This window comes from Telluria antibiotica, from assembly GCF_011682055.1.
In the GTDB taxonomy this organism is placed as follows: Bacteria; Pseudomonadota; Gammaproteobacteria; order Burkholderiales; family Burkholderiaceae_D; genus Telluria; species Telluria antibiotica.
Genome location: NZ_JAAQOM010000013.1, coordinates 45,602 through 61,912, shown reverse-complemented (window position 1 = coordinate 61,912; position 16,311 = coordinate 45,602). Strand labels below are relative to the sequence as shown.

General features: G+C 66.9%; 10 protein-coding genes. 2 read left to right on the top strand and 8 right to left on the bottom strand.

The features are described from left to right. Position 1: 1 nt before the first annotated feature. Positions 2–1,051, bottom strand: coding sequence for a LacI family DNA-binding transcriptional regulator (locus HAV22_RS20610; protein ID WP_166861645.1), 1,050 nt, complete (start codon positions 1,049–1,051; stop codon positions 2–4). Between the two features lie 228 nt (positions 1,052–1,279). Between HAV22_RS20610 and HAV22_RS20605 the strand changes: the two genes are divergently transcribed. Further along, positions 1,280–3,007: a glycoside hydrolase family 43 protein gene (locus tag HAV22_RS20605; RefSeq protein WP_371869697.1), complete on the top strand. Its 1,728-nt coding sequence runs from the start codon at positions 1,280–1,282 to the stop codon at positions 3,005–3,007. Here the strand turns inward: HAV22_RS20605 and HAV22_RS31290 are convergent. From HAV22_RS31290 to HAV22_RS20585, 4 genes are all read right to left on the bottom strand, one after another. Next, a complete protein-coding gene (locus HAV22_RS31290) occupies positions 3,001–3,378 on the bottom strand; it encodes a serine hydrolase (protein ID WP_166861644.1) in 378 nt (125 codons plus the stop codon). The two genes, HAV22_RS20605 and HAV22_RS31290, sit on opposite strands and share 7 nt — an antisense overlap. A 63-nt stretch (positions 3,379–3,441) precedes the next feature. Beyond that, entirely contained in the window at positions 3,442–6,399 is a 2,958-nt protein-coding gene (locus HAV22_RS20595; RefSeq protein WP_166861643.1) for a TonB-dependent receptor, read from the bottom strand. 216 nt (positions 6,400–6,615) lie between these two features. After that, on the bottom strand, positions 6,616–9,741 hold the full coding sequence (locus tag HAV22_RS20590) for a glycoside hydrolase family 2 TIM barrel-domain containing protein (RefSeq protein ID WP_166861642.1): 3,126 nt from the start codon (positions 9,739–9,741) through the stop codon (positions 6,616–6,618). Between the two features lie 26 nt (positions 9,742–9,767). Then, positions 9,768–11,267 (bottom strand): glycoside hydrolase family protein, encoded by a 1,500-nt coding sequence (locus HAV22_RS20585; RefSeq protein ID WP_166861641.1) that lies wholly within the window; start codon positions 11,265–11,267, stop codon positions 9,768–9,770. 389 nt (positions 11,268–11,656) lie between these two features. Here HAV22_RS20585 and HAV22_RS20580 point away from each other — a divergent pair, with 389 nt between their 5' ends. Next, positions 11,657–13,882 carry a LamG-like jellyroll fold domain-containing protein gene (locus HAV22_RS20580; RefSeq protein WP_166861640.1) on the top strand — a complete coding sequence of 742 codons (2,226 nt, stop codon included), beginning with the start codon at positions 11,657–11,659 and terminating at the stop codon, positions 13,880–13,882. Between the two features lie 8 nt (positions 13,883–13,890). Here the strand turns inward: HAV22_RS20580 and HAV22_RS20575 are convergent, their stop codons facing one another. The 3 genes from HAV22_RS20575 to HAV22_RS20565 are packed head-to-tail and all read right to left on the bottom strand — an operon-like array spanning position 13,891 to position 16,302. Beyond that, positions 13,891–14,289: a RidA family protein gene (locus tag HAV22_RS20575; RefSeq protein ID WP_166861639.1), complete on the bottom strand. Its 399-nt coding sequence runs from the start codon at positions 14,287–14,289 to the stop codon at positions 13,891–13,893. Further along, the gene (locus HAV22_RS20570) at positions 14,289–15,446 is read right to left on the bottom strand and encodes an acyl-CoA dehydrogenase family protein (protein WP_166861638.1); all 1,158 of its coding nucleotides are present in this window, start codon (positions 15,444–15,446) and stop codon (positions 14,289–14,291) included. Before HAV22_RS20570 ends, HAV22_RS20575 begins: the two co-directional genes overlap by 1 nt. 1 nt (position 15,447) lies before the next feature. Next, on the bottom strand, positions 15,448–16,302 hold the full coding sequence (locus tag HAV22_RS20565) for an enoyl-CoA hydratase family protein (RefSeq protein WP_166861637.1): 855 nt from the start codon (positions 16,300–16,302) through the stop codon (positions 15,448–15,450). Between the last annotated feature and the right edge of the window lie 9 nt (positions 16,303–16,311).

Sequence of the window (16,311 nt, the reverse complement as noted above, 5' to 3'; positions counted from 1 at the left end):
CCTACTCCACGGCTTCCGTCGATTCGCGCTCCACGAGCGTGAACGGCATCAGCCGGTGCTGCGGCATATAGGATTGCCCCGCACGGCGCGCGCGGATGTGCTCGACGAGCAATGCCACGGCGCTGCCGGCCATCTCCGTGATCGGCTGGTGGATCGTCGTCAGCTCCGGCCACACGGTCGTCGCGACGGGCGTATCGTCGAAGCCGCAGACGGCGATGTCGTCCGGCACCTGCAGATGCATCCCGTGGGCGACGGCGATGACGGCCGCCGCCATGTCGTCGTTGCTGGCGAAGATCGCCGTGGGCCGCGTCGGCTGGGACAGCAGCTCGCGCGCGGCCAGCAGGCCGGAACGGTACGTGAACATGCCCTGCGCGACGCGCTCGGCCGCCACGTTGTGGCCCGCCTCGCGCATGGCGTCGATGAACGCCTGGTAGCGCAGTTGCGCGGGCGTGTGCTCCGGGTCGCCCTTGATGAAGCCGATGTCCGTGTGGCCCAGCGCCAGCAGGTGCTTCGTCATCGTCAGCGCGCCCTGGTAGTCGTCGATGCGCACGGCCGACATCTGCGGCGATGGCCGCGCCGTCGCGACGGCGACGGAGGGTATGCCGAGTTCGCCCAACTGCTTCAGCGCGGCTTTCGAGTCGCACAGCGGCGGCGGCACGATGATGCCGTCGGCGCCGTCCGCGATCAGGCGGTCGATCGCCTTGCGCTGGCTGCGCAGGTTGTCGCAGTTCTCGAGGATCAGGTGAGCGCCCGTCTGGCTGCACTCGCCGAGGGCGCCGACGAGGAACGCGCTGAGAAACGCGGCGCTGGGGTTGCTGTACAACAGCCCCACGCGCAAGGTGCCGATGCGCGCCGCGCGCGCCGCCACGTTCACCTGGTAGTTCAGTTCCTGGATTGCGCGGTTGACCTTTTCCCGTGTCTTGTCACTGACACTGGCATTGCCGTTGATGACGCGGGAGACGGTCATCGCGGAGACGCCGGCCTTTTGCGCCACGTCCCAGACCGTCGCGCCGCCGGTGGAGCGGTCGCCCTGCTTGGATTCACTGCTCATTGAATTATTGTCCTGTTGTCCGGCTGCCCGGCCATGTTATCGATTTCATACAGTGTGTTCTTTTGGACATCATAGCGCCGCCCGCGCGGAAGCGCCACTTCCCGCCCGATGGGTACGTGCGTGCATGCCCGCGAATGGCTGTTTATGCAGCACGGTTCGTCTTGATTGCGTCAATTCGACAATGCTACCATGAGATCGATAACAACCCAACCCGACCAGGAGATATCGGTGCCCCCTCAGTTGCCCGCTCAGTTGCCTGTCCTGTCACCCGAACACCGTCCCGTACGCACGCGCGCCGCGGCCGCCGTCATGCTCGCCCTGGTCGCCAGCGCTGGCTGCCGCGGCATCGCCGAACCCGCTCCCGCCACGGCCAGCGCGCCGTTGCCGGCATCCGCGCCATGGCGCGCCGACCTGGGCGACGGCCGCTACCGCAATCCCGTGCTGCACGCGGATTACTCGGACCCGGACGCGATCCGCGTCGGCGCCAGGTTCTACATGACGGCGTCGAGCTTCAACAACGCGCCGGGCCTGCCGCTGCTGGAATCGCCCGACCTCGTGAACTGGACGCTCGCCGGCCACGCCCTGCCCCGACTCGTGCCGGCCGCCGCGTTCGACCGCCCGCAGTACGGCAAGGGCGTATGGGCGCCGTGCCTGCGCTGGCACGACGGCCGCTTCTGGATCTTCTATCCCGACCCGGACCAGGGCGTGTACGTCACGACGGCCGAGCGTTTCGCCGGTCCGTGGACGGCGCCCAGGCTGCTGCTGGCCGGACGCGGCATCATCGACCCGACGCCGCTGTGGGATGACGACGGCAATGCCTACCTGCTGCACGCGTGGGCGAAAAGCCGCGCCGGCATCAACAACGTGCTCACCTTGCGCCGCATGGATGCGGGCGCGACGCGCATGCTGGACGACGCCGGCCAGGTCATCATCGACGGCACGCGCTATCCCGGCTACCACACGGTCGAAGGCCCGAAGTTCTACAAGGCGAACGGGTATTACTATGTGTTCGCGCCCGCCGGCGGCGTCGAAATGGGCTGGCAGGCCGTGTTCCGTTCGCGCTCGATCGCCGGGCCGTACGAGGCGCGGCGCGTGATGGACCAGGGCGACACCCCCGTCAATGGCCCGCACCAGGGCGCGTGGGTCGATGCGCCGGACGGCAAGGATTGGTTCCTGCATTTCCAGGACAAGGGCGCGTATGGCCGCGTCGTGCACCTGCAGCCGATGCGCTGGCAGGACGGGTGGCCCGTCATCGGCGCGCCGGGCCGCACGCCGGGCGTCGGCGAACCCGTCGCGACGTACGCGAAGCCCGTGCAAGGCTTCGGGCCGGCGGCCCCGGCGACGAGCGACACGTTCGCCGGCCCGCAACTGGGTCCGCAGTGGCAATGGGCCGCCAATCCGGCCCCCGGCTGGTATTCGCTGACCGACGACCCGGGCCATCTGCGCCTGTTCACGCAAGTCGTGCCGGAAGCCGACGGTTATGTGCGGGCGGCGGGCGCGATCCTCACGCAGAAGACGCCTGCGTCGCGCTTCGCCGTCGACACGCGCGTGCGCCTGCACGGCGCCGTCGACGGCGACCGCGCCGGGCTGATCGTCAACGCCATGCAATACGCCTGGGTCGGATTGCGCCGCAGCGGCGGCCGCACGGCCCTCGTCCACACCGTGTGCGGCCCGTTCGGACCGCGCTGCCGCGAGGAGTCGACCGTCGTGCTGGCGGACGCGCCGGACACGGTGTACTTGCGCATGGCGATGAACGAGAACGCCTTCGTCGGTTTTTCGTACAGCCTGGACGGCCGCACGTTCAAGCCGGCCGGCGACGCGTTCCCCGTCACGCGCGGCACGTGGGTCGGTGCACAGGTGGGCCTGTTCAGCCTCGGCGCGCGAGCGCGCACGCAGGCGTCGTACCTGGAAGCCGATTATTTCAACGTGTCGGCACCGAGCGTCGGGCCCTACTGACGCCCTCCCGCGCGGGTCTGCTCCGGCAGCGCGGAACCGGACGCCGGGATCAGGGCAACGCGCGCCTTGTCACACTGCTCTGCCCCGGGATCAGCAGGTGCTATCGTGATTTTCCTGCCTCTGGTCGGGTCGTCGGGGAGATATACGGCAATGTCGTCGCCAGGCCTGACCTTCCCGTTGTCGACAAGCATCACGACCACGGTCGCCGTGAATTGCTTCGTGAGCAAGGCAATGCGCAGTACCGTGTCGGGCGTGAGCGAACGCCGTTTCGCCAGGCCGGCCAGATCGTCATCCTTCAGCGCGGCAAAGAGGACGAGGCAAACTTTTGAATACGTACGATAGCCCTCGAACAAAACCAAAAAACCCGCCACCGGCGAGTGCCAGCAGCGGGTCCGAAAAGCGGGACCAGGCCCCGCGACGAGAAAGAACGAATCTCAGAGATTGCCGAACGTGTAGTTCAAGCCGAGGCTGTAGATGCGGCCGTTGTAGAAGTGCTGGAACTCCATTTGGGTCTCGGTCGCGCCCGGCACACCCACGCCGCGGTTGCCGGCCTGGTTCGTGAGGTTCTGCCCGGTGACGCGCAGCGTCAGGTTGTCGGCGATCTTGTAGTTGACCGAAGCGTCAAGCATGCCGTACGCCTTGATGTAGCGCGACCAGATCGGATACGGGTCGACACCGAACAGCACCGACGGCGAACGCCAGGTATAGGTCAAGCGGCCCGATAGCTTGTTGTCCTCATACATCGCGGCCAGCGTATAGTTGTTTTTCGACACGAACGGCTGCAAGGTATGCACGATGACCGGCGCCGCGGCGGTACCGAAGTTGAGCGGGTTGTCCGTCTTGACGAAGCTGTACGAACCCGATACCCCGAAGTTCTTTAACATGCCGAAGCTCGAATCGAAGAAGTACTGGCCGGCGATCTCGAAACCGCGCGCATAACCCTTCTCGGAGTTGACCTTCTTGCTCACCGCATACAGCCCGCCAGTGCAGCCGTTGTCGATCGCGCCCGAATACGGACCCACGTTGTCGAGCGCTTCGCAGGACAGGATCGAGTTCGGGAAGTCCTTGATTTCCTTGTCGAACAGGGCCAGCGAGGCGTAGTTCGTCTTGTTGAAATAGTGTTCCAGCGAGATGTCGAAGCTGTCGGCCACCAGCGGTTTCAGCTTGGTGTTGCCGATGCCCGCGGTGCCGGTGGACGTGTTGACGCCGATCGTCGGGTTCAGGTCGCCCAGGCCAGGACGGGTCATGCCGCGGCCGTACCCCAGGCGCACCAGGGTGTCGGGCATGAGGTCATACGTCATGTTAAACGTCGGCAGCACGTTGTTGTAGTTGTTGGCCTTTGCCACGTCCACCCAGGCCCCCGCGGCGGCGCCTGCGCGGAGGTCGTTGGCGCGGGCCATCGCTTTCGTACGGGTCTGAACGTAGCGCACGCCGACGTTACCCTTCAGGCGCTCGTCGAAGGCGCTGAAGTCGCCGACCAGGTACAGGGCCGAGTCATGTTCACCGAACACGGAGCGGTTAATCTGGACCTCGGGCATGCTGCCTTCTGCCGGGAGACCGAAGCCCGGGAACGCCGTACGGACCTTATCGCCCAGCAAGGCATCCGGCGAGTACACCAGATAGCCGCCGCTGTAGCCGGCCTCGCCCCGCATGAAGTTGGCGGGTGCCGTCTCCAGGTTGCCGGCCAGCGTGGTGGCCGACGTCGCGTTCGAACGGGTCGCGTTGACGTCCTTCTTGTCGGCCGTCAGCCAAGTGCTCACGCCATAGTTCTGGTACATGTCGCGCTGGTACGCGTAACGGCCGCCGAAGCGCAGCTTGTTGAAGAAGCCGTCCAGGTCGTACGTGCCGGACAAGGCCATCGCGAAGCCACTGTCGGTGTTATGGTAGTGCTGGCCGTTGTTATAGTCCTTGAACACGAAGTTCTTCGGATCGCTCAGGCTCGGGCCGCTGAACTGCAGGGATTGCGGCGCGCCGTCGGCCACGCGGGTGGTCTGCCAGGTCAGGCCAGCCGCCGAATCCAGGCGGATCGAGCGGTTGTCGCTGCGCTTGTCCGACTTGATGTAGTTGAAGTCGCCCTTCAGCGACAGGCCCGGCGTCGGCGTCCACTCGGCACCGAAGGCGCCGATCGCGGTCCACCACGGCGTGTGCTCGTCGCCGCCGACGGTCGTCACAGTCGAATCGAGGAAGGTGCCGCCCAGGATGCGGCGGTTCAGGATCTGGTTGTTCGCGCCGCCATTGCTGTTGCGGTTGGCGAGGGCTTCATCGTAGTTGAAAGCCGTCGTCTGCAGGTTCTGGACGTTGGCGCCGTCGTTCGAATTCAGGCCGCGGTAGTTCTGGTGGTACTGGAAGTAATAGTAGTTCGCTTCCGTGTAGAAGCGCAGCGTATTATCGACGCGATAGTCGGCCGCCAGGTTCAGGCCTTTACGCGTGCGCATGATGACTTCCTCGAACACGTTGTTGGTCAACGAGGTGCCCAGCAACACATTGCTTTGCTGTTCAGCGGTCAGTCCCGTCATGTCCGGCGTTTGCGAGCCGGTCGCGCTCACGTTCCGCAGGAAAGTGACGTCGCTGCGGCCGACGTAGGCCGCCATCGGCGCGTTGTTCGCGTTCGACATGTTCTGCGCGGCCAGGGACGCGTATTCGGCGCTGTCGCCGCGGATCGCGCGTTTGAAATTGGGACCGCGGTTGGCGGGGTCGTTGTCGTTGCGAACTGTGCTCCTCTGGTAGGTGGCGGCCGCCATCACGCCGATGCGGCTGCCGCCGCCGAGGTCGAAACTATTGGCGATGAGGCCGTTCAGCTCCGGTTCGGCCTTCTTCGCCAGGTCGTTCTCGCGATAGTTCACGCCCAGCGACGCGGTCAGCTTGCGGAACTCGCTCGGCTTGCGGGTACGGACGTTCACGAGGCCGCCGATGCCGCCTTCGATGTGTTCCGCCGACGGGTTCTTGTAGACGTCGATGCCGGCGACCATGCCGGGCACCGCCGCTTCGACGTTAAATTCGCGGCCGCCCGCGCTGAAATACTGGCGGCCATTGGTCTGGAACGCGGTGTAGCCGAGGCCGCGGATGGTCACGCCTGAGCCGAAGCCGCCCCACGGCGCTGACGCCTCGCCGCCGAAGCGGTACGCCTGCACGCCGGGAACGCGGGACAACGTTTCGCCCACGTTCGTGTCCGGCAGCTTGCCAATGTCTTCCGCCGTGATGGAGTCGACGACTTCCATCGTGTTGCGCTTGATCGCCACCGACGACTGCGCGCTGGCGCGGATGCCCGTCACGACGACGGTGTTGGCGTCCACGGCCGGGGCCTGCTGCGCGTAGGCGCTGCCGGCGAAGGCTTGCGCGAGCGCGACGGCCACGAGCGACAAGTTCGGTACGATGTTGCGGTGCTGGTTCATTCTGGTCTCCTCTGTAATCCGATCTGGATGTGTTGTCGGCTCTGGGTGGCCGGCGTTTTAGATATCGATAACAAACTGTGTTGAATTATACGGACCATCCTTCCTTGTTTTAATGCCTTTGCGAAATATTAAGTACCATGTGGTATTTACGACACGCCGAACGCTTGACACCGTGCCGGCGCGCTGGTCCGGAGCACTGGTGCTCCGGGTTTCGGATCACTTCTGCGCAACGCGCTCCGCACGCACGGGGGAAAGCACGAAGCGGTAGCTGGCCGGCGCCAGCGGGATGCGGTACTTTACGTGCGGGCGGCCATCCAGGCTCCAACCGGTATCGCCGCCGACGCCAGCCTGGGCCATGTCGACGAGCACGGTACCGTCGCCATGCGGCGCGATCTCGGAACTCTTCCACGTGCCGCGCGGCCGCAGGTACAGGTCTTCGTACGGGAACGCGAGCGCGTTGAACGCGAGTGGAGTGTCGGCGTGCACGCGGATGCCGGTGCCGTCGGCGCCGGTCAGCTGGAACCAGCGCACGTCCGTCTTGTTGCCGCTTTCCTGCGGCCGGATATAGCCGTGGTACTGGTCCGCCACCTTGCCGGCGTACAGACCCAGCGCGGCGCCGGTCTTGCGGTCCGCGTACGATTCGAACGGGCCGCGGCCGTACCACGACAGCGACTCCAGCGCGGGCAAGCTGTCGAAGCGCAGGCCCAGGCGCAGCGGATCCGGCAGGTCGTCGCGCAGCGGCGTGAAGCTGGCCTGCACGTCGACGCTGCCGTCCGCCCGCATGCGGTACGTGTTTTCCCAGTGCGCCGCGCCGGCACCGAAGCTGAACAGCACGCGCACGCCGTCGCCGGTCACGGCCACGTCGCGCACCTTGCGCTGTTCCGTGAACGTCTGCCAGACCTTGTGGCTCTTGTCCACGCCCGCGCCTTCGTCGTTGTCCGTCAGGCCGCGCCAGAAGTTCGGCGAGCCGCCCTTGAGCACCGTGCGGCCGGCCACCGTGTACGTCACGAGGCCCGTGTCCGGCGCCAGGCGCAGCACGGCGTCGCCGGCGCGCAGCTCCACCGCGCCATCCTTGCGTACCGGCGCAACGGCGGCAGCGGGCGCCTGCGCGGCGCGGGACGACGCCAGCACGAACTGCGACCAGCCGACGACGGCGCCCTGCTCCACGCCCGGCAGCGCGGCACGGCTCTTCGCGCGGACCGTCAGCACGCGCTCGCCGCCGGGTACGACCTCGGGCAGCGCCAGCGCCAGCTTCTGGCGGGCGCCTGCCGGCGTGGCGGCATCGGGAAGCGCACCGCGCGCGACGACGACGCCGTCTCGCGCCAACTCCCAGTCGAACGAGAGATGCGACAGGTCGCGGAAGTCGTAGCGGTTCACCACGTCGATGCTGCCTGCGGCCGGGTCGCCTTCGAACACGACGGGCGAATACACTTTCTGCAGCTCGTAGTACTCCGGGTCGGGCGTGCGGTCGGAGCGCACGACGCCGTCCCCGACGACGCTGTTGTCGCCCCGGGTCGGGTTCAGGTCGAAGCCGGACGCCCAGTACGTGCGGCCCTTGTCGTCCTTCGCGATGATGCTCTGGTCGACCCAGTCCCACACGAAGCCGCCCTGCAGCTTGCGGTGCGCGCGGATCACCTGCCAGTAGTCTTCCAGGTTGCCCAGCGAATTGCCCATCGCGTGGGCGTACTCGCACTGGATCATCGGCTGGCGGAAGCTCGGATCGAGCGCATAATCTTCCATCTTCTCGATGTCATCGTACATGGGCGCGTAGATGTCGACATACGCGTTCGGCAGGTGTTCCTCGCCGATCGTGCCGTGGCCCAGGTAGCTGATCAGACGCGTCGGGTCGTTCTTGCGGATCCAGGCCGCCGCGTTCTCGAAGTTCGGTCCCGTGCCGGCCTCGTTCCCAAGCGACCAGAAGATGACCGACGGCGAATTCTTGTCACGTTCGACCATGCGCGACACGCGGTCCAGGTGGGCGATGCGCCAGTGCGGCTTGTAGCCCAGCTGGATCGCCGCGCGCTTCTGCGCGTCGCCCGCCTGGTCGCCCTGCTGCATGTAGCCGTGCGACTCGAGGTCCGCCTCGTCCATGATGTACAGGCCGTATTCGTCGGCCAGGTCGTACCAGCGCGGATCGTTCGGGTAGTGCGAGGCGCGCACGGCGTTCACGTTTGCGCGCTTCATCAACTCGATGTCCTCGCGCATCGTCTCCAGCGACATCACGCGCCACGTATGGGGATCGTGCTCGTGGCGGTTGACGCCCTTGATCATCACGCGCCTGCCGTTCACGCGCACTTCGCCGTCCGCGATCTCGACGGTGCGGAAACCGATGCGGCGCGCCGTCGCCGACACCAGCCGGCCCTGCGCATCCGTCGCCTCGATCAGCAACGTGTACAGGTTCGGCGTCTCGGCCGACCAGGCCTTCACCGCGGGGATCACACCGGACAGCACCGCCTTGCGGTCCGCCCCTGGCGCGCCAGTCACACGCAGCACTTCGCGCGCGCCGTCCAGCACGCGCGCCTCGATGTTCACGCTCGCCGGCGCGCCCGCCATCTCGGCGACGAGTTCGAAGCGGCCGTCGCGATAGTTCGTCTTGTCCAGGTCCGCCGTCACGCGGTAATCGCGCAGGCGGGTCTTCGGTTCCGCGTACACGTACACGCTGCGCTCGATGCCGTTCACGCGCCAGAAGTCCTGGTCTTCCAGGTACGAGCCGTCCGCCCAGCGATACAGCTCGATGGCGATCGTGTTGCGGCCGGGGCGCACGTAGCGGGTCAGGTCGAATTCCGACGGCAACTTCGAATCCTCGGAATAGCCGACGCGCCGGCCGTTCACCCACACGTAGTACGCGGCGCCGGCCGCGCCGATCTGCAGGAAGACGTCGCGGCCGTTCCACGCGGCGGGGACGTCGAAGTCGCGGCGGTACGAACCCACTTCGTTCAGTTCATGCGGAACGTAAGGCTCGTTCTGCGGGAACGGATACTGGATGTTGGTGAAGATCGGCTTGCCGTAGCCCTGCGCCTGAAGCATGCCGGGCACCTGGATGCGGCCCCACTTGCTCACGTCGTACGACGGCTTGTAGAAATCTTTGGGGCGGGTCTCCGGCGTCTTCGAATAGGCGAACGACCACGTGCCGTCCAGCGACACGAAGTACTGCGACGCGGCCTTGTCGCCCGCCAGCGCCTTCTCGCGCGATTCGAAATTGAAGAAGGTCGCCTTCATCGGCTCGCGGTTGACCGCGACCACTTCCGGCTGTTCCCACTCGGCCCGTTGCGACTGGGCGGCCAGCGCCGGCAGCGTGGCCGTCGCCACCAGGGCCGCCGCGATGATGTTCGTTGACGCCATGATGCTCCTGTCTCCCTGTTGTAATGTCAGCGGAACCGCAGGCCGTCGACGAACTCGTTCACGTCGAGCAGTCCGGCTTCGGGCGCCGCCAGGCGCTTGCCGCCCACGGTTACGTTCTCGATCGTCACGTTGCGAACCTTGCGCGTCGCGTCGCGGCCCGTGATGGCGGATGCACTCGGCGAGCCTCTACCGGAATAATGAACGTTGCGCAAGGTGACGTTCTCGATGCCGAGGCCCGGACTCGTGTTGTACTTCGCCGTGTACGCGATCTTCAGGTTGAACAGCTTGCCCTCCTCGATGCGGTCGACGCGGATGTCCTCGAACACGACGTCGCGCACGAGGTTGTCGTCGCCGGCCATGATGCCGAGCGCGCCTTCGTACTCCGGCTCGTCCTCGTCGTGGTCGAGGATGTCGATATTGGAAAAGCGCAGGCGCTCCAGCACCTCGCTGTCCGGGTGGGCCGGCGTCGGGGTGTTGCCGTGGATGCCGATCATGACGGCGTGCGCGATGTCCGCCCACAAGGTCGTATCCTTCACCGTCACGTCGCGCGTATTGCCCCAGATGTCCCAGCGGTGGTTGTAGAAAGTCAGGCAGTCGTCCGACGTGCGTACGAAGCTGTCGGCGATCGTCACGCGCTCGCAGGCGAAATGGCCGAGCCCGTCCGACCATTGGCCCGCACCGATCGTCCGGATGTTCCGTTCCACGAGGTCCTGCGACGTGATGCAGCGCATCGTGCCATGCGGCGGGTTGAGGAAGATCGGGCCGTCGATCTCGACGTTGCGCGCATTCCGCACGGTCAGGTCTGCCCCTTCGATCAGGCCGTCGCTGATGATTTTCACGTCCTCGACGCCGTCGATCAGGAGCGGGTTGCGCAGGATGGCCGAACCGTGGATGTACACGGTGCTGTGCGAGCGCACGCGGAATTCGCCGTTGTGGATGCCAGGACCGAAGAAGACGGTGCGCTGCGTCATGTCGGGCATCGTGCCCGCGCCGATGTCGTTCGAGGTCAATGTCGCTGGGACGGCCGGCATGTCGGCACGGATCGCGTGCGTAAAGATGTGCAGGTTGTGCAGATGGTCGCCGTCGAATTCCACGCTCAGATTCTCGGGCCGGTGCAGCGTGAAGTAGACGACGCCGTCGCGCACGGCCGGCCGGACGCCCTTCCCGTCCGGGCGCACGACCACATTGGAAAACGTCCCGTTGTTCTTCTGGACCGCCATCTCGACAGTGCCGTCGAAATTGAAATAGACCATCGCCGCATCCTGCGGCTTGTCGAGATCGACCTTCACGTTGTACTCGTACAGGTCTTGCCAGGCGCCGCCGGGCACGCGCACGCGTACCGTGTAGTCGTCGTTGTGGTGCGAATAGCGGATGGCATTCGGGAACGGGTGCACCTGCACGCGGTTCGCAGCAACCTGCGCGGCAATGCCCGGCGTGGCGACGCCCGGCGACGCCAGCGCAGGCAGGGCGGACAGGCAAGCAAGCGGCACGGCGCACAGGCGCGCGCACGCACGTAACGTGAACAACAAATCGTCTCCTCGTGCCCGCGCGTCCGGATCGCGCCGCCGCCGGGCTTGTCGTTTGGTCGCGGCTGGCCGCTTGGCGCCCTGCCGTTCGTGGTATCGATAACAGCCACGATTACATTTATATCACACGGAAAAGCGCTGTCAAGACTCCGCATGCGCCACACCCGTTATGCTGCCAACGATACGTAGCGATCCTACCGCAACGTCGGGAGCGGATCCATTCCATTTTTCGCACAACGGATACGTTTTGGACATGGCAGCCGCACGATTGAGGTTAACGATAACAACGGTCGCGCACCCATGCTAGCATCTGCGTCGCAGTACGGCAGCATCCGTTGTGACCTCCCTTCGATCGCATCACACACGCCTGCATGGCATGGAGACGCTTCATGAAAAGAATCGAACCGCACGACAACGCCCCCGCCCCATCGCCCCTGGCATCCGCCGATGCCCCGGACGCGGTCTCGCGCGCCGAACTCGGACGCCGCGGCTTCCTGCTGAGCCTCGGCGCCCTCGCGCTCGGCGGCTGCGGCGCCGGTGCCGGCAGCACGTCCGCGCCGCGCCTGTTCGCGGACGCCGTTACCAGCGCAACGACCGCCGCTTTCGTCCATCCGGGCCTGCTGCACACGCAGGCCGACTTCGACCGCATGAAGGCGAAATACACGACGAGTCCCTGGTCCGGCAGCTGGAACCTCCTGATCAACAACTCGCACGCGAGCCTGACGTACACGCCGCACCCGCAGGCGATCGTCTACCGCGGCTACGACGGCGTCCACCCGGAGAACTACGGCAGCCTGTTCAACGACGTGGCCGCGGCGTATGCCTGCGCGCTGCGCTGGAAGATATCAGGTGACAGCGCGTACGCGGACAAGGCCGTGCAGATCATGAACGCATGGTCGTCCACGCTGACGTCCATCCAGGGCACGACGGACGCCGCACTGGCCGCGGGCATCTACGGCTACGAGTTCGCGAACGCGGGCGAGATCGTGCGGACGTACGTGGGCTGGGCCGCGGCCGACTTCGCGCGCTTCCAGAACTTGATGAAGACCGTCTTCTATCCGATCAACCACGATTTCCTCATCCGCCACAACGGCACGGACATCACGCACTACTGGGCCAACTGGGACCTGTGCCAGATCGCGTCCATCCTCGCCATCGGCGTGCTGTGCGACGACCAAAGCCTGTTCGACGAAGCCATCGCGTACTTCCAGTCGGGCGCCGGCAACGGCGCGATCGCGCAGGCCGTCTACTACATCCACCCGGGCTTCCTCGGGCAGTGGCAGGAATCGGGTCGCGACCAGGGCCACAACACACTCGGCATCGCATTGGGCGGCGCGATCTGCGAGATGGCGTGGAACCAGGGCGTGGACCTGTACGGCTACGACAACAACCGCTTCCTGATGGGCGCCGAGTACGTGGCGAAGGCGAACCTGATCCAGTCGGGCACGACGTACTACACGGTGCCGTACGTCCCCTACAACAACGTCGACAACGTCAACCAGACCGTGTTCGCGACCGGGAGCCAGGGCAATGTCCGCCCTTGCTGGGCGCTCGTCTACAACCATTACGTCAACCGCCGTGGCCTCGCGGCGCCGTACTCGAAGATGTTCGCGCTGCAGATCCAGCCGGAAGGTGGTGGCGGCAACTACGGCTCGACGAGCGGCGGCTACGACCAGCTGGGCTACGGCACCCTGACGTGCACGCGCGACCCGATCACGGCCGGCGTGCCGCCCAGCGGCCTGAAGGCACGCACGCCGGCCGGCGGCGTGGAGCTGTCGTGGTGGGGCAGCGCCTATGCGACGAGCTACAACGTCAAGCGATCGTCCTCCACGAGCGGACCGTGGACGACGATCGCCAGCGGCATCACGGACTTGCTGACCTACGCGGACAATCCGGGCGCAGGCACGTGGTACTACGTCGTGTCCGCCATGACCCCGAGCGGCGAGACGGCCGACTCGAACCGCGCGACGGCGGAGGTCGGCAAGACCTTGCACACTTACCTCGCCTGCAATGAAGGCACGGGGTCGACCGTGTCCGATGCGAGCGGCCAGGGTCACGCCGGCACGCTCGTCGGCAGCGGCGCCTGGGGTGCCGGCAAGTCGGGCACCGCGCTCGCGCTGAACGGCAGCACGGACTACGTGAGCCTGCCCGCGAACCTCGTCACGGACCTGGCGGACTTCACGATCGCCTGCTGGGTGTACTGGAACGCGGCACGCAACTGGGAGCGGATCTTCGATATCGGCTCGGGCACGGGCCGCTACATGTTCCTGACGCCGCGCTCCGGCAGCGGCACCGTGCGCTTCGCCATCACCGTCGACGGCGGCCACGGCGAACAGGCGGTGTCGGGCACGGCCGCGCTGCCGACGGCGCAGTGGGTGCACGTGGCCGTCACGTTGTCCGGGCAGCTCGCGACCTTGTACGTGAACGGCACGGCCGTCGGCAGCAATGGCGCGGAATTCCTGCCGCCATGGCAGCTCGGGGGCACGGGCCAGAACTGGATCGGCCGCTCGCAATACGCGGGCGACCCGTATTTCAACGGCAGGATCGACGAATTACGCATTTACCGCGGGGCCCTCGGTGCAGCCGACATCGCCGCGCTGATCGCGTCCAGCTGAGCGAACCGCTACCTCTCGTCGGGCACGACGGCCGTCGCCTCGATCTCCACTCGGGCCCGGTCCTCGATGAGGGCCCGCACTTCGACGGCCGTCATCGCCGGGTAATGAGCGCCGATGATCTCGCGGTACGCGGCGCCCACCGCGGCCGACGCGGCCAGGTACTCGCGCTTGTCGACCACGTACCACGTCATCCGGACGATATGCTCCGGCCGCGCCCCCGCCTCGTGCAGCACGGCGACGACGTTGAGCAGTGCCTGGCGCGCCTGCCCGGCGAAGTCGTCGCTCTCGAACTCGCCGTGCCCGTTCCAGCCGATCATGCCGCTGACGAACACGAGGCGGCCCCGCGCCGCGACGCCGTTCGCATAGCCGCGCGGACGCGGCCAGCCCGGTGGTTGCAGGATCTCCATCACGCGCCTTCCGCCGCCGCGCGCAGCAGTTCGCGCGCGATGATCAGTTGCTGCACCTCCGTCGCCCCCTCGTAGATGCGCAGCGCACGGATTTCACGGTACAGCCGTTCGGCCGGGTGGCCGCTCGTGACGCCGAGTCCTCCGAACATCTGCACGGCCGCGTCGATCACCTGCTGCGCGGACTCCGTCGCCGTCATCTTCGCCATCGCGGCTTCCTTCGTGACCTTGACGCCACGGTCACGCTGCCACGCGGCGCGGTACGTCAGCAGCGCGCTGGCGTCGATTGCCGTCGCCATCTGCGCGAGCTTCGCCTGCGTGAGCTGGAAGTCGGCGAGATGCTGTCCGAACATCGGACGCGCCAGCGCATGCGCCAGCGCCTCGTCGAACGCGCGCCGCGCGAAGCCCAGCGCGGCCGCCGCGACCGACGTGCGGAACACGTCGAGCGTCGCCATCGCCACCTTGAAGCCCTGCCCCGGCTCGCCGATGCGCTGGGCGGCCGGCACGCGGCACCCGTCAAAGCGCAGCCGCGCCAGCGGATGGGGTGCGATCACGTCGATGCGTTCGGCGATGGAGAAATCGTGCGTGTCGGCGTCGACGACGAACGCGCTGATGCCGCGCGCGCCCGGCGCCTCGCCCGTGCGCGCGAAGACGACGTAGAAGTCGGCGATGCCGCCGTTGGAAATCCACGTCTTGTCGCCGTCCAGCACATAGTCGCCACCGTCCGGCCGGGCCGCGCAGCGCATGGCGGCGACATCCGATCCGGCGCCCGGCTCGGACAGTGCGAAGGCGGCGATCGCGTCGCCGCGCGCCACGCGCGGCAAATAGCGCTCGCGCTGGGCGGCCGTGCCGAACAGGCTGATCGCGCCGGAACCCAGGCCTTGCATGGCGAACGCGAAATCCGCGAGCCCGTTGTGGCGCGCCAGGGTTTCGCGGATCAGGCAGAGCGCGCGCGTATCGATGGCCGCGTCCTCGGGCGCGATCGCATGGCGCAGCCAGCCGCCCGCGCCCAGCATCCGTACGAGATGGCGGCAATCCGCATCGACGTCGGCCCCGTGCACGTCGCGGACTCGCTCCGCGGCCCACGTGTCCAGCGCCGCTTCCAGCTCCGCGTGGCGGGTATCGAAGAAGGGCCAGGCGAGATAAGCCTTGTCCGCCATGTCAGTCTCCCTCGAAGCGCGGCGTCGTCTTCGCGACGAACGCGTGGTACGCACGATGAAAGTCGTTCGTCGCCATGCAGATCGCCTGGGCCTGCGCCTCCGCGTCGATGGCTTGCTCGACACCCATGCTCCACTCCTGCTGCAGCATCTTCTTCGTCATCCCGTGCGCGAACGTGGGCCCGGCGGCCAGGCTCTGCGCCAGCGCCATCGCCTCGTCCAGCAGGACGTCCGGCGCGCACAGCCGGTTGAAGAAACCCCAGCGCTCGCCCTCTTCCGCCGGCATCGTGCGGCCCGTGTACAACAGCTCCGCCGCGCGGCCCTGGCCGATCAGGCGCGGCAGGATCGAGCACGCGCCCATGTCGCAGCCCGCGAGCCCTACCTTCGCGAACAGGAACGCGGTGCGCGCCCGCGGGGTGGCCAGCCGCAGGTCGGACGCCATCGCGAGAATCGCGCCGGCACCCGCGCACACGCCGTCGACGGCCGCCACGATGGGCTGCGGGCACGCCAGCATGGCCTTCACGGTGTCGCCCGTCATGCGGGTGAACGCGAGCAGGCCCGGCATGTCCAGGCGTGTCAGGGGACCGATGATCTCGTGCACGTCGCCGCCGGAACAGAAGTTCCCGCCCGCGCCCGCGATGACGACGGCCTTCACGTCGTCCGCGTAGGCGAGCGCGCGGAACAGGTCGCGCAGCTCCGCGTAAGAGTCGAACGTCAACGGATTCTTGCGCTCGGGGCGGCTCAAGGTGATCGTGGCCACGCCGTCGCCGGCCGTGTAGAGAAAATGCTCGGCGCGGTAGCCGGCCAGTGTCGTGCGGTTGCGCGGCAGCGCATGCGGGTCGCCCTGCAGGTAACGCATCGTGTGCTC

Excerpts from the sequence above, each read along its gene's own strand:
- HAV22_RS20610 (WP_166861645.1), bottom strand. The coding sequence starts at position 1,051 with ATGAGCAGTGAATCCAAGCAGGGCGACCGCTCCACCGGCGGCGCGACG.
- HAV22_RS20595 (WP_166861643.1), bottom strand. The coding sequence starts at position 6,399 with ATGAACCAGCACCGCAACATCGTACCGAACTTGTCGCTCGTGGCCGTC.
- HAV22_RS20590 (WP_166861642.1), bottom strand. The coding sequence starts at position 9,741 with ATGGCGTCAACGAACATCATCGCGGCGGCCCTGGTGGCGACGGCCACG.
- HAV22_RS20580 (WP_166861640.1), top strand. The coding sequence starts at position 11,657 with ATGAAAAGAATCGAACCGCACGACAACGCCCCCGCCCCATCGCCCCTG.
- HAV22_RS20575 (WP_166861639.1), bottom strand. The coding sequence starts at position 14,289 with ATGGAGATCCTGCAACCACCGGGCTGGCCGCGTCCGCGCGGCTATGCG.
- HAV22_RS20570 (WP_166861638.1), bottom strand. The coding sequence starts at position 15,446 with ATGGCGGACAAGGCTTATCTCGCCTGGCCCTTCTTCGATACCCGCCAC.
- HAV22_RS20565 (WP_166861637.1), bottom strand. The coding sequence starts at position 16,302 with ATGCGTTACCTGCAGGGCGACCCGCATGCGCTGCCGCGCAACCGCACG.